At 52.1% G+C, this 13,807-nt stretch carries 12 protein-coding genes and 2 pseudogenes; 1 reads left to right on the plus strand and 13 read right to left on the minus strand.

Annotated elements, in window-relative coordinates; all coding sequences use genetic code 11:
• Positions 1-300: 300 nt before the first annotated feature.
• A complete protein-coding gene (locus tag ACGYK7_RS18110) occupies positions 301-1,467 on the minus strand; it encodes a nucleotide sugar dehydrogenase (RefSeq protein ID WP_394403806.1) in 1,167 nt (388 codons plus the stop codon).
• A 240-nt stretch (positions 1,468-1,707) separates the two neighbouring features.
• Between ACGYK7_RS18110 and ACGYK7_RS18115 the strand changes: the two are divergent.
• A pseudogene (locus ACGYK7_RS18115) lies at positions 1,708-1,865 on the plus strand (IS3 family transposase); the annotation flags it as partial.
• A 153-nt stretch (positions 1,866-2,018) separates the two neighbouring features.
• On the opposite strand, the gene rfbA reads toward ACGYK7_RS18115, so the two are convergent.
• From rfbA to ACGYK7_RS18175, 12 genes and pseudogenes are all read right to left on the minus strand, one after another.
• Complete coding sequence (rfbA, locus tag ACGYK7_RS18120; RefSeq protein WP_394403794.1) at positions 2,019-2,891, minus strand: glucose-1-phosphate thymidylyltransferase RfbA; 873 nt, start codon at positions 2,889-2,891, stop codon at positions 2,019-2,021.
• Entirely contained in the window at positions 2,888-3,748 is an 861-nt protein-coding gene (gene rfbD / locus ACGYK7_RS18125) for a dTDP-4-dehydrorhamnose reductase (protein ID WP_394403795.1), read from the minus strand. The genes rfbA and rfbD overlap by 4 nt, the downstream gene beginning before the upstream one ends.
• The gene (gene rfbB / locus ACGYK7_RS18130) at positions 3,745-4,791 is read right to left on the minus strand and encodes a dTDP-glucose 4,6-dehydratase (protein WP_394403797.1); all 1,047 of its coding nucleotides are present in this window, start codon (positions 4,789-4,791) and stop codon (positions 3,745-3,747) included. Before rfbB ends, rfbD begins: the two co-directional genes overlap by 4 nt.
• Positions 4,788-5,357: a dTDP-4-dehydrorhamnose 3,5-epimerase gene (gene rfbC, locus ACGYK7_RS18135; protein ID WP_394403798.1), complete on the minus strand. Its 570-nt coding sequence runs from the start codon at positions 5,355-5,357 to the stop codon at positions 4,788-4,790. The genes rfbB and rfbC overlap by 4 nt, the downstream gene beginning before the upstream one ends.
• Before the next feature lie 131 nt (positions 5,358-5,488).
• Entirely contained in the window at positions 5,489-6,628 is a 1,140-nt protein-coding gene (locus ACGYK7_RS18140; RefSeq protein WP_394403799.1) for a hypothetical protein, read from the minus strand.
• A complete protein-coding gene (locus ACGYK7_RS18145; protein WP_394403801.1) occupies positions 6,621-7,385 on the minus strand; it encodes a hypothetical protein in 765 nt (254 codons plus the stop codon). Before ACGYK7_RS18145 ends, ACGYK7_RS18140 begins: the two co-directional genes overlap by 8 nt.
• A gap of 445 nt (positions 7,386-7,830) precedes the next feature.
• Entirely contained in the window at positions 7,831-9,423 is a 1,593-nt protein-coding gene (gene tnpC, locus ACGYK7_RS18150; protein WP_394403802.1) for an IS66 family transposase, read from the minus strand.
• A gap of 84 nt (positions 9,424-9,507) precedes the next feature.
• Complete coding sequence (gene tnpB, locus ACGYK7_RS18155; RefSeq protein ID WP_394403803.1) at positions 9,508-9,831, minus strand: IS66 family insertion sequence element accessory protein TnpB; 324 nt, start codon at positions 9,829-9,831, stop codon at positions 9,508-9,510.
• Positions 9,825-10,232, minus strand: coding sequence for a transposase (locus tag ACGYK7_RS18160; RefSeq protein WP_322330023.1), 408 nt, complete (start codon positions 10,230-10,232; stop codon positions 9,825-9,827). Before ACGYK7_RS18160 ends, tnpB begins: the two co-directional genes overlap by 7 nt.
• A gap of 365 nt (positions 10,233-10,597) precedes the next feature.
• Positions 10,598-11,449, minus strand: coding sequence for a hypothetical protein (locus ACGYK7_RS18165; RefSeq protein ID WP_394403804.1), 852 nt, complete (start codon positions 11,447-11,449; stop codon positions 10,598-10,600).
• Complete coding sequence (locus tag ACGYK7_RS18170; RefSeq protein WP_394403805.1) at positions 11,442-12,212, minus strand: glycosyltransferase family 2 protein; 771 nt, start codon at positions 12,210-12,212, stop codon at positions 11,442-11,444. Before ACGYK7_RS18170 ends, ACGYK7_RS18165 begins: the two co-directional genes overlap by 8 nt.
• A gap of 230 nt (positions 12,213-12,442) precedes the next feature.
• Positions 12,443-13,537: pseudogene (locus ACGYK7_RS18175) on the minus strand (IS3 family transposase).
• Positions 13,538-13,807: the final 270 nt, after the last annotated feature.

A 13,807-nucleotide genomic window follows, 5' to 3' on the forward strand; every position in this document is an offset into this window, starting at 1 on the left:
CGATGCCCAAAGGTCTTCCTCTCAGCCATCGCTCTCGCCGCCACTGTCATCTACTGGCTATGAGTCCTGAGCCTAGCGAGCTATTCCATAACGGCTACATGCGGTAAGCTTGCTAGTCAGGCCAATGCGATTTTCGCGCTTAGCGGAAATCTGCCCCTCTGTTACGAACATGGTCAGGCACCACCAATATGCCACCAATGCTTAGCTTATCGCAGAGAGCGCCGCGTCCGAGATGGGAGGCCTTATATTGCTGCCGACTCCGCTACGCCCTATTCCAGCCTACCGTAAAAAATTCTTACATCAATCAGACCCGAATAGATCACGGGTAAAGACTTTTTCCGGAACGTCATCAAGGTCGCGCGTTCGACGGTTCGCTAAGATAACGTCGCACTCCTCCTTAAAATTGACGAGGTCGCGAGACACATTCGAGCCAAAGAATTCCTCTTCGATCAGCTCTGGCTCGTAAACCACGACTTCGACGCCCTTGGCCTTGATCCGCTTCATAACGCCTTGGATCGCACTTTGCCGGAAGTTGTCTGACCCGGCCTTCATCACCAGTCGGTAAACGCCAATGCGGCTGGGGCGTCGGGCGAGGATCTGGTCGGCGATGAAATCCTTGCGGGTGCGGTTGGCGTCGACGATGGCGCGGATCATATTCTGCGGCACTTCGGAGTAATTCGCCAAGAGCTGCTTGCTGTCTTTCGGCAGGCAGTACCCGCCGTAGCCGAAGGAGGGGTTGTTGTAATGCGCGCCGATCCGTGGATCGAGGCTGACCCCTTCGATGATCTGGCGGCTGTCCATGCCGTGGCTCATTGCATAGCTGTCCAGTTCGTTGAAATAAGCCACCCGCATGGCGAGGTATGTATTGGCGAAGAGCTTGATCGCCTCGGCCTCGGAGGCATTGGTGTATAGAACCGGTATGTCTTCGCGCAGAGCGCCTTCAGCCAAGAGCCGGGCGAAGGTCTCAGCACGGGCCGACCGCTCCCCGACGATGATCCGCGAAGGATACAGGTTATCATGCAGCGCTTTGCCCTCACGTAAGAACTCAGGGCTAAAGATGATCCGATCGCCGCCGATCTGCGTTGAAATTTGAGCGGTGTAGCCAACCGGGATTGTGGATTTAATTACAATCGTCGCGTGATCGTTAACGGCAACAACTGCGCGGATCACCGCCTCGACGCTAGACGTGTCGAAAAAATTCTCAACAGGATCGTAATTGGTGGGCGTGGCTACCACCACGAAATCCGCCCCAGCATAGGCCTCGGCCGCATCGGTGGTCGCAGTCAGCTGAAGCACTTTACCGCGCAGGTAACCTTTGAGCTCGGTATCTACCATGGGGCATTGACCTGCATTTACCTGCGCGACGCGTTCAGGGTCCACATCCACCGCCGTAACCTGGTTGTTTTGCGCCAGCAAGACTGCGTTCGACAGCCCCACATAACCGATGCCTGCGACAGCAATCTTAATATTTGACATGCGTATTCCCTACCTGGAGCCGGAGACACTTCGGCTCGCCTTAATTATTTTTGAAGTCGTTCCGCGCGCGGGACGTCGTGTTGTCTACCCCTTCGACCCCTGCCCCCGAACGCAAACCTCTTCATAGCGAATAATATTATCCTCATCCAGATAGCTACCTGAAGTGGTCCGCCCCTATAGTTAGGAAAGCGGAGGATTAGAGATGACTATTAAAAACCTAAGCCTGATGAAATTGCCGTGAAGTTGCGGCAGGTTGAAGTTCTGATGGGGCAAGGCAGAAGTACGGTGGAACGGGTACAGAACAGCTCAAGGAACTGAAGCGATTACAAAAAGAGAACGAGCGCCTTCGGCGTGCGGTTTCCGACCTGACTTTGGACAAGCTGGTCCTGCACTAACTTTCAATTTGGGCCGCTCAGCGTGCCGGACCCTCCAGAGGGATCGGGTAAACAATATGCGTTTTCAAAGAAAATTAGAGCGCGTCAGAGACTGTTATTGTATACACAGCGATGATCTGAAACTCGTCGCGACAGGACCTCGGCTGACTACTTCAGTAGCCCTATGAGATAGGTGCCGTAACCATTTTTCTTATACTTTTCCGCCCGGGCCAGCAGCTCTTCATTACCAATCCAGCCCCGTTGATAAGCGATTTCCTCCAAGCAACCCGCCTGCTGACCCTGGCGCTTTTCCAACGTGCGTACAAACGTGCCGGCATCAAGGAGACTTTCGTGAGTACCGGTATCTAGCCAGGCAAAACCTCGGCCCATTTGTTCAACAGAGAGGGCGCCCTCGTGCAGATACATCTCAAGCAGCGAAGTTATCTCAAGCTCCCCACGCGCACTTGGGGTAACCATGCGGGCGCGTTCCGGAGCTGATCCATCCAGGAAATAAAGCCCGGTCACGGCATAATTTGAAGGCGGGATCTCGGGCTTCTCGATGATTGAGACGGCTCGGCCCTCGGCGTCAAAGTCCACGACTCCGTAACGTTCTGGATCGGAAACTCGATAGCCAAATACGGTGCCGCCACTTGGCTTCGCATCGGCTGCTACAAGCAATCCCGGCAGCCCGTGGCCATAGAAAATGTTATCCCCCAGAACCAGCGCCGAAGGCGCCCCATCAAGGAAGTCCTCGGCCAGAAGAAAGGCCTGGGCCAGCCCGTCGGGACTTGGCTGTGTGATATAGGTCAGAGAAATACCCCATTGGCTGCCATCGCCGAGGGTGCGCTGGAACTGGTCTTGGTCCTGGGGGGTGGTGATCATCGCGATTTCGCGAATGCCCGCGAGCATCAGCACGCTAAGGGGATAATAAACCATCGGCTTATCATAGATCGGCAACAGCTGTTTCGATATGCCGATGGTCACCGGATAGAGGCGTGTGCCTGAGCCCCCGGCCAAGACGATCCCTTTGCGCTTCGTCATGCTGATAATACTCCTAAGTCTCTTAAAATATCGCCAAGCTCAGCGTGCCAGTCCGGACGTTCCAAACCAAAAACTTGTTTCGTCAGGCTGTTATCGAGCCGCGAATTCAGCGGCCGTTTGGCCGGTGTCGGATAGGCGCTGCTGGGAATGTCGCTGACCTTACACTCAATTCCTGCGCGTTCAAAAATGGCGCGTGCAAACCCGGCCCAGCTGACATCAGGCCCACCCGAGAGGTGATAGGTGCCAGATTTATCTGGATCATCCCGCAGTTGCGGCACCGCTGCAAAACAGGCCCGCGCAATATTCGCCGCCGGGGTTGGCCCGCCGATCTGATCCGCCACAATGTTCAGCGTATCGCGCTCTGAGCCCAGCCTCAGCATGGTTTTGACGAAATTATTCCCATGCGAAGAGACGACCCAGGACGTCCGGAAGATCGCATGGACACCCCCGGCCGCGCGCACCGCCTCTTCGCCAGCCAATTTTGTGCGACCATAGGCGCCAAGCGGGCCGGTAGCATCCGTCACCTTGAACGGCTCAGTACCGTGACCATCAAAGACATAGTCAGTAGAGATATGCACGAAAGGTAGCCCGCGCGTAGCCGCAGCGCGCGCCATCGCGCCGGGCGCCTCGCCATTGATACGCTGCGCGAGCGCCTCTTCCTCCTCTGCACGGTCAACTGCGGTATAGGCGGCAGCATTGATCACCGCATCCACATCAGCGGCCGCAATCGCTGCGGCACAGGCCGCCGGATCGCTGAGATTGGCTTCCTTGCGAGACAGCGCTTTGATGGCACCCTCCCCCTGACGCTGCAGTTCGCGCGCCACCTGACCGTTGAGCCCGAAGACGAGGTACTTCACGCGGAGACTCCCAGTCGCTCACCCACGCCAGCACGGTCTTGCAAGGCGCGCCACCAGTCTTCGTTCTCGAGATACCATTGCACTGTGCGCCGGAGCCCTTCTTCGACCGTAACCGAAGGCCGCCAGCCGAGCTCTTCGCGGATCCGGGTGGGATCAATCGCATAGCGTGCGTCATGGCCCGGGCGGTCAGCGACAAAGGTGATCAGGTCGGCATAAGGATGGTCTGCAGGGCGCAACTCATCCAGGATGGCGCAGAGAGTGCGCACCAGCTCTAAATTGCTGCGTTCGTTTTCGCCGCCGATATTATAGCTGCGGCCGATCTCGCCTTTGCGGAGCACGGCCAACAGCGCATCTGCATGATCCTCTACGTAGAGCCAGTCGCGGATGTTGGCGCCGTTCCCATAGATTGGCAGGGGTTTACCGGCCAAAGCGTTGAGGATGATGACCGGGATGAGCTTTTCGGGGAAGTGATAAGGGCCGTAGTTGTTGGAGCAATTGCTTAGCACCACCGGCAGCCCATAAGTCTCATGCCAGGCGCGCACGAGATGGTCACTTGCTGCTTTGGATGCTGAATAAGGCGAGCGAGGATCGTAGGGTGTCTCTTCGGTAAATTTCACTGTGGGGTCATCGGGAAGCGAGCCAAAAACCTCATCGGTTGAGATATGATGGAAGCGGAAACTCTCGGGGCGCCCTTGCGCGATCCAACATGCGCGCGCCACTTCCAGCATGTTGTAGGTGCCAGTGATATTGGTCTCGATAAACGCGCCAGGTCCATCAATAGAGCGATCAACATGGCTCTCTGCGGCGAGGTGCATCACCGCATCAGGCTGATGCGCGTCAAAGATGTGCGCAAGCTTTGCACGATCGCAAATGTTGGCATGCTCAAAGTGATAGAGCGGGCTGTCCGCCACGCCGGCGACATTCTCTAAACAGGCCGCATAGGTTAATGCATCGAGGTTCACGACTTCATGCCCGTCCGCGATCACTTTGCGGATAACGGCTGAGCCGATGAACCCGGCACCGCCGGTCACAAGAATTTTCATAGGTCAGGCCTGTAGGTAAAAGGTGATTCGAAATCGTTTAAGTACGGGGCGTTGGCGTCTTTGTCGCTTAAAACCGGCCCCCTGCCCTCCAGTCCCCAATCAATGCCAATGTCTGGATCGTCAAAGCGGATCGCCCCGTCGCAGTCAGGGGCGTAAACATCGGAGCATTTGTAGATGATTTCGGTCTCCGGCGTTCGGGTAACAAATCCATGTAGGAAGCCCTTGGGCACGAGCAATTGCTTGCCATTCTCGAAGCTCAGCTCGACCCCGACCCATCTGCCATACGTCGGCGAGCCGCGGCGTATATCGACCGCTACGTCGAACAGACAACCGCGGCCACAACGGACCAATTTGTCCTGCGCATGGGGCGGTGATTGGAAATGCAGGCCCCGAAGAGTGCCTAATTGGGAAGACATCGAATGGTTATCCTGAACAAAATCAATGTTGATGCCGGCCTCAGCAAGACGGGACTTGCTCCAACTTTCACTGAAGAAACCTCGGGCGTCGCCATGTCGCTTCGGAGACAAAATCAACAAACCATCCAGTGCAGTCTTCTCTATTTTCACAGTGCCTCTCACAGAAAATTCGTCGGTGTGTCTATCAAGTTATAAACCGCCATCTTAACATCGGAAAGCAACTATTTGATAATCTGTCGCTGGAAAAGTCCTTGGAATTCTGTGAAAAGTTGTCCAATTTCTCATGGTGAGCTTTCCACGATTCTTTGAGGGCCGATCCTCAAAGAGGAGCGAGCCAACAAACATCCAAAAGCAATGCCCACAGAAAAATTAAAAAATAGGTGCGGAGACATAAAAGGATAGATAAAGATCGGGCATAAAATTGAAAATCCAACTAATGACGCTTTAGTCTTCCTACGACTCCAGCGCGCAAAACAAAGAGAACTTAAAAGATAGAATATAACCGCGCCAAAAATTGAAAAGTCAGCTATGAGGCCACGAAGAACGGTATAGATATTGGTAAATCCAAAAACAGTACTTACACCATCGTATAGACCCTGATCAAACCTAAGTCCGAAAATTTTAAAAAGCGAAGCGAACGTATAGACGCCACCAGTGAACGTAAAAGTATCACTATCTACGAGCCAGATTTCGAATGCTGCGTACATGGCAAAAGTATACTGCAAGACTTTTAAATAGAGGATCTCAGGATGGCTAAGTATGAGTTCCGGTGACGACATCCGCAAAATCACACCGCCAATAAAGAAAATACTCAGAACGATCGCGGCGCCGTTAAAATAGAACAGCATCCGCAACAAAGATATATTATTAAGTTTGAAATTAAATTGCCACATTGCCGATGTGGACAAGGCGACTATTGAAAGAAAAACTCCAGTCCTCGCAAGTGACGACATTTCGACTAACCACATCAATACAAGAACTACAGCCTTGATAATACCATGCTTTTTGCTGAATGGCAAAAGATACGAGTAAGCAAAGAAAGATACAACCGCCAGCCTTTGGGCTATTGTGAGAGTACTTACAGAATCAAAATCTTCATATCGAATTACCGCATTTTGCCGGAGAAAAACTTGAATGTTTCCATTTCCGAGGGCTGTTAAAATACCGCTGATCGCATCAATTTTCCCTAAAATATAGAATGCTACAAGAACACTAAGCGTATAATTCAAACCTGCTGGATAAAGCCTTCTTTCTCTATCAGAAAAAACACTTGCCGTATTAATATGTAGAAACATCGGGATAGAAAAAGCCAGAAAAGACAGCGCCATCATGACACCGGAAAGAACCATCCCAGAAAGAAATTGGACCAAGGCGGGAACGAATAGAAAGAATATCTGTAATATATATATAGCTTTATACATTCACTCTTCCAATTTCCACAGTGATACTGCCCGAAGCGTTAATATTGCTAGCCCAGCGTGAAAAGGTACTCGGCGCAATCACCCTATACCTTGCAGAAGCGATAGCGATGAAGTTATCGTACATATCAGGTTTATGTACTTTCGAAAAATCAAGGCGGTTACTGAACATTCTCAAGGCATAGTCGATATCATCAGAAACTAATTCTATCTGGGTGGACGACGGCAAATTGAGTTGATCAAGCGCCTCCAGATAATCCCTATATTGTGACTCCGAGGTCCAGCCTAATCGTCGATATTCGCCGCCACGTACATTTATCACACAAACATCTTCTATTGGGCGAACCAGATCCATTTTGAAAAACTTTAAAAACCATTGATCGATTTCATCCCTTTCAGGTATCCTCTCAAAGTAGTCATCCATGATATATCTATTATTTTTCAATGAGCACGCAGTAGTATTGCTCAGCAGTGTATCATCTATATAACCAAGCGGAGTGTACCTAAGACCTATTTTCTTGAAGAGTTTAGCTGGCCTGACATAGTGCTTTCTGTCTATGTATCTAATCTCGACCTCTAATTTTGAAAAGTCGACGAACTTTTCGAGTGCCAGGCCCCAATTTTCCCTATATGCCGCGAGGTGGCCGGTATTTATGGTTATTCTATTGATATCATGCCGCTCTGCTAAGAACAATGCGGTCGAAAATTGGTAGAGTTGGTTTCCGAGTCCGCCAACAATCAACAATTCGATTTCTGCCATTACTTCCACCTATCTATGATAAAGCTCCGACTGTTGGCTGGTCAGTTCCTGGATCAAGATTCTTCAAACGAGATGATCTTTTACAAAATTTTCGTCTGCCCCCATCGGCTGGTCCGGGTTGAATTTCAATACGTAGTCGACCTCTGGTGCCTTCGGCACGAAACTTTCTGACGCTGGTGAGCCGTAAACTAGGTCACTGCGCTTGCCCATATTATAGTGACACCACCAACATTCGAATAGGGTTAGCATACTCATAGGGCGCAGAAAACCTTACTGTTTATCCAATGGGGCCCCTCACAGTTGAAGGGCTCAGTCAAAGCATTTACGGCAAGCGTTCTAGTTGCATATCACTGGCACAGCGAGGCTGGCGATGATTCCCAAGCACGTCTTCAACCTCCAAGAATTGCCAACTGTTGAGTAAGCGGCGGCTACGCGGCACTTGAGATCAGCTTGACGGCTGGAAATTCCACGGAAGAAGGTCGTCGATGCGATTGGCAGGATAACCTGACGCAATCGCTTCAAGGGTCGCTTTGAGGTATGCGAACGGTTCGACATCATTGACCTTCGCGGTCGCTATGAGAGATGCGATGCGGCCCCAGGCGTGGCCACCTTCGTCGTGCCCGGCAAAAAGCGCATTCTTTCGTGTCAATGCAATTGGGCGGATCAGGTTCTCGACTGCATTGGAGTCGATCTCGACCCGGCCGTCGTGCAGGAAGGTCTGTAGCCCGCTCCATTGCCGATGGATATAGGTCAACTTCTCGCCGAGGCGGGACTTCGAGGAGATCCAGCGCCGTTGGCTCTGAAGCCACTCGCCGAACTCTGCCATCAATGGTGCCGTGCGGGCCTGACGTGCCGAGAGGCGCTGACCCGGACCCATCCCACGGATCTCGCCTTCAATGCGGCAGAACTCTGCGATCCGGCGCAGCCCTTCTGCGGCGATCTCTGAGCCGTCTCGATCAAAGACCTCTTTCAGCTTGCGCCGCGCGTGTGCCCAACAATACGCGACGGTGATCGGCGCGCCGCCTTTCCGCGACGGGCGCGTGAGCCGGTTGTAGCCAGCATAGCCGTCCAGTTGCAGAGTGGCGTCAAAGCCCTGCAATATCTGCTCTGCATTCTGCCCTGCACGACCCGGGGCATAGGCGAAGACAACGCCTGGCGGATCATCTCCACCCCATCCTCGGTCATCGCGCGCCAGTGCCCAAAGGTATCCTGTCTTCGTGCGGCCTCGACCCGGGTCCAGAACGGGGACCGTTGTCTCATCCATAAATAGCTTGCCGGACTTCTCTAGATGCTCAGCCAAGCGGTCCACGACAGGGCTCAGATGGAAAGCCGCTGTGCCCACCCAATCGGCCAAAGTGCTGCGGTGGATATCGATGCCGGAGCGGGCAAGGATTTGGCTTTGACGATACAACGGCAAGTGGTCTGAGAATTTGCTGACAAGCACATGTGCGATGGCGCCCTCAGTCGGCAACCCGCCTTCGATCAGATGCGCAGGAGCCGGGGCCTGCGTGATACCTTCAGCGCAGGAACGGCAAGCATATTTGGGGCGAACGGTGACGATGACACGCAGCTGCGCTGGAATGATATCCAGCCGCTCGGTGCGGTCTTCACCTATACGGTGCATCTCGCCACACCCGCAGGGGCAGTTCAAACTCTGAGGCTCGACCACCCGCTCAACCCGCGGGAGGCCTGCGGGAAGAATGCCACGATTGCGCCGGGCAGCTTTGCGAGGCCGTGCCTCTGAGGGCGCCTGCTCAGCTTGCTGAGTCTCAACTTCAGCGACGGCAACTTCAAGGTCTTCAAAAGCCAGCTGCCGTTCATCCTCGCTTAACTTCTCCGAGCGCTTGCAATGTGTGGCGTTCTTGAGCTCGGCAATGAGGTGCTCCAGCCGTTTAACCAAAACTTCCAGCTCAGATGTTTTAGTTTGTAGCCCGGTCGTCTCTTGCTTCAGCGATTTGTTCTCGCGCAGCACCGCCAAGACAGCTTCACGCTGGCTCTCGGGGATGGCAGATATATCGATGGGCGGCAGGTCGGACATGCCCGGAGTATAGCTTGATTTACGCCCAAATGGGCAGGCCTTTTGCGCCTCCGAGTCACTCTGCCGCAGCCGGTCTGCGGGGTTCTAGAGAGCGCACCGGCGCCAGTCCAGCCCTGCAAAAAGCGCCTCGAATTGGGGGCGGTTCAAGGTGATCACGCCATCTCGAATGGCGGGCCAAATGAAGCTGTTCTCCTCAAGTCGCTTGTAGGTCATCACGAGCCCGCTGCCGTCCCAGAACAAAATCTTCATCCTGTCGGCCCGTTTGGCGCAGAATACAAAGACTGTTCCGGTAAAGGGGTCTTGGGCCAATGCCGACTGCACCATCGAAGCCAATCCATAGTGTCCTTTACGGAAGTCCACCGGCCGCGTCGCAACCAATATCCGAACGCCTTGCGATGGCATCAGCATGAAGAAGCATCAAGCGCGTGGGCGATCTCTGCAATCCGAGAGGCAGATGTCTGCAGCGGCAGCTCGATGGCGATCTCTCCAAAGATCAATCTGATCGCCTCATTCGGAACAGTCAGAGCTTCTGTGGCCTCTTCCGGCCCAGCAGAGACCACCAGTGGAGCGAAGAGCGGCGCGTCAGCATCCGGCGCGGGTAGCAACAGCTTTCCTTGCTTGGCCTGTCGACGCCACGCAGATAGCTGGTTCGGAAGGATGCCATATCGCTCAGCGACAGCGTTCACCGTTGCACCGACCTCAAGCGTGTCCGCCACCGCCTGTGCCTTTGCGGTATCCGACCAACGGCGGTGGCCGGACGCATAAATCTCGACGCCAAGCGATCTGAGAAACGAATTTGTAGCGCACATTGCGAAACGTACTCCCCATCATAAGATGGGTTCGTTCTCGCAGCCCGGATCACACCCTACAACGTGACCCCGGACCAACGCTTACCAAGCTTGCGCGCAGTGTTGCGGTTGCTGATCAGGGCTTGAAGTTCAGCTCGATCGGCGGGGCAAAGGTAAAGGCAGATGGCATCGCGTCTCATGCCCCAGATATGGCACACCACGTTGCCGATGGGAATCCTCTGTCAGGTGGCGAACACTAGTACAAATCTAATTCGCATGGCCCAGAAAACCCATTCACCGAAAGTAACTCAGTAGTCAGAAAACAATACCCGATGTTAACAGAAGCTTCCATGCGACAGTAATATCTCGAAACACCACTTTCCGAATCAATCATCGGGACGTTTGCGATTGTCAGTATTAAGTTCCTTCCTAGTAAAATAGAACCCTCTGAAAATTGAATGCAACCGAGCGAATATCCTATCCCCAAAAAACATTTGCTTGAGGCTCGCCTTAACCATGTAAGGTATTATCATATGAGCACTATTATGTTTCCTGTACAAATAGATCCGATCACGAACCTGTCTTTCGAGACGCCAACTAGAATGGAGATAGGTCTTGAAACCCAGTCGCGCCGCTCTTCGCCCAAGGCTTTGGCGTAAGATTGGTTCTGGTAGTTGCAGTAACTTATAACCCAGAGCAGTTAGAGCATATGACACATCAAGATCAACGTGGTCCACAAATAAATTGGTATCAAACCCGCCAATCTCACGCAGATGTTCGATTCGGAATAGTGTTCCCGAATTAATTATCCATGGCACATAGGTTGGAGAAGTGAACTTTTTGCGACTCCTCTCTGGATCGTAATCGCATTCAATATTTGGTGCAATAGCCGATACTTTTGGACTCATCTGAAACAAATTCCGAGATGTTATGATGAATTCACTCAGATCCTCATCGGAGTACGCTGTGTCCTGGTCGAGCAAAATGAGATACTTCTCATTCTCAACTAATTCTAGGCACTTTTGATAGTTCGCCGATAGACCGCAGTTTTCCCGGTTTCTATAGATTTCTATAGTATCTCTGGAGGAAAGGATGTTTGCCAAGCCTTTATCATCTTCGGTATAATGATTCCAGAAAACGGCAACTCTTGATAGAACTTTCGAAACTCTCACTATTTCCATGATTTGATCGCGGGTCGGTCGATAGAGCACGATGCAGCAAACGATGTCGCTATTCATAGCGAAACCACCAGTTGAGGAAGCCGGTCCTCCAGATTTTGAAGAATTTCTTTTTATTTTTCGTGGTTGATCCTGTTGATACATGAGCATCGTGTAAAACCCTCAGGTCAATCGCTTCAAGCGGGTAGCCATTCTTGGACAGGTAAGATCCAAATTCCAACTCTTCCGAATACAAAAAAGTATTCTCATTAAAGATTTTGGCGTTGGCTATTGATCGGTCCATTATGAAAAGCGATCCGTGGCACGTCCAAGGTCGAGCTGGGAGCAAACCTAGAACTTTTAAGGCTGCGAGGTTTACATAGAATAACCAAAACAGATTATATCTTGCAGCTAGATAATGAAGTCGAAGATACTTAGATTGCAGAATGTTAAGAAACGGGTTTCTGTTTCGCCGTCCCTCCACTAACGTTGGCATGTAAGCTTTACTTTGTGGAGACAGTCGCGGGAATTTGGACGCCAATAACAAATCACTGTTTCCCACTACAAACAATTGGGCATTTGTCATAAGGGCGAGTTCGATGAGCCTATTTAGCCCGTGACTGTAACCTAAATTCTCCACCTCAAATATTTGAAAATTGTTGCGCTTGGCTACAATGTTTATCTCTTCTCGCGCCGCTTCGCTATGATAAGCATCGGCTACCACAAATTGGAAGTTTTCAACATTTAAACTAATGGAGTTGTAGTAGTTTTGAACTTCATCGGCAGAGTTATAATTAACACAGCCGAAAAATATTTGGCTATCTCGGTTTCGCTCTGGTTTCATATTTTGATCTCTCAGACCCCACGTTAAGATTAATGCAGTTTACGGCTGGATCCCAGCAAGATTTGGGGGAAAACCCAGTGTCAGGTCGGCGCCGAATTCCGTGAGCCGATTGTTCTCGCATCCGACCGCCTCCGAACGGCGCGTCGCATCCAGCAAGAGGCGCGCAAAGCCCTCTGAGGAGCCCTAATTCATCAGACGGCCGCCTCATTCATTTTCTGCTGTCTCATTTCTTAGTCAACCGGTGACAGCAAGCCGTCATTCGTGTGATCTCTGGTCGGATTGTATAATATCTCGATGTAGTCGAAAACGTCCTGCCCCCGCAGCGTGGCGTGTGTGATAGGTCTGCCGCCTGACACGTTCGCATATCAATAGAGGGAAGAAGCTCTCCACGGCCGCGTTGTCAAGCCAATTCCCTCGGCAGCTAAAGCTGGGATCCAGTTTGTGCTTATCCAAGAACGGTTGCCATTCTTTACCAGTGAATTGCGTGCGCTGAGCAGAATGAATGCTGACCCTTAGCTTTGGTTTGCGCCGCAGAACGGGAGTAACAATGCCTGCAAACCCAAGTCAGTTGTCATCAGAGATTGTATTGACCATTCGACGACTACTCTTAAACAATCCCACTACGACAGCAAAGTATGACCACGCTCTATGCGTCCTTTTTAGGTAATATCGGTCACCCAAAATGTGTCAGTTGCCGCAACCTCAGATTGCCGACCGAGCACGTGTCGGCCCAAATACCAGGCTTGCCGCCATAGCGACCCAGACAGCGTTAGTAATCAACTTGAGCCGAGGTACCTACAAGACTAGCCAACCTTACGACACGATTCTCAAAGCAGGTCTCGTCCCTATCGTGCGGATCATCGGTCAGCTTCTGATAGCCGTAGAACTTCCCGCTCTCGGTCCATGCTTAGTGGATCAGCTCCGCATGCCGCTAATCTTCAAGCTCACGCAGACTCAACGGTTCTTTAACCCAGGTATAGAAACCGCTGAAATGCGCCGCCAGCACACGACACATCGACCGCACCGAAAACTCCCCACGGAGAGACTTTTGGAACGCGTACTTCCCTGAGACTAGCGCGGGAAGTGCGCGGCCGGATTTTATTAAATTGTGCGCATCTCGGACAACCAAGTTCAGGTCTCGCTTGAGCTGCTTGTTCTCAGCAGCCTGTTCCGCAACCTCAGATCGGACGGGTGGTGACTTCAAAGACTGAGCCTTCCAAGTGCAGACGGACTTGGCGCGTATATACGACCGCTTGGCCCCCTTCAACAATCTGCGCCAAAGGGTCGTGCTTGAACACGCCAGTAAATCGTATTCTCTTATTCATATCCGTCTCTCATTGGTACCAGAATTACCGAATAAAGCGTCTATAAACCGTGGCACACTTCATGCCGCTGCTTCCACTGTCGATGCAAATCAGGTGAAGAGCGCTATCGAGACCACGTTGTTGGCAGTGTCCAATACCAGGATGAGTGAGATATACGCATCCGCTCGTCGGGCACGTATAGGTGGTACTAACCTAGGGTCCGTGGACATTCACTTTGAGGCAATGACCGTTGCGGCGAGGTGCCAGTTGGCGGCATAGCTGGACGCGGTC

Origin of the sequence: Sulfitobacter sp. 1A15299 (genome assembly GCF_043556915.1) — a bacterium.
In the GTDB taxonomy this organism is placed as follows: domain Bacteria; phylum Pseudomonadota; class Alphaproteobacteria; order Rhodobacterales; family Rhodobacteraceae; genus Sulfitobacter.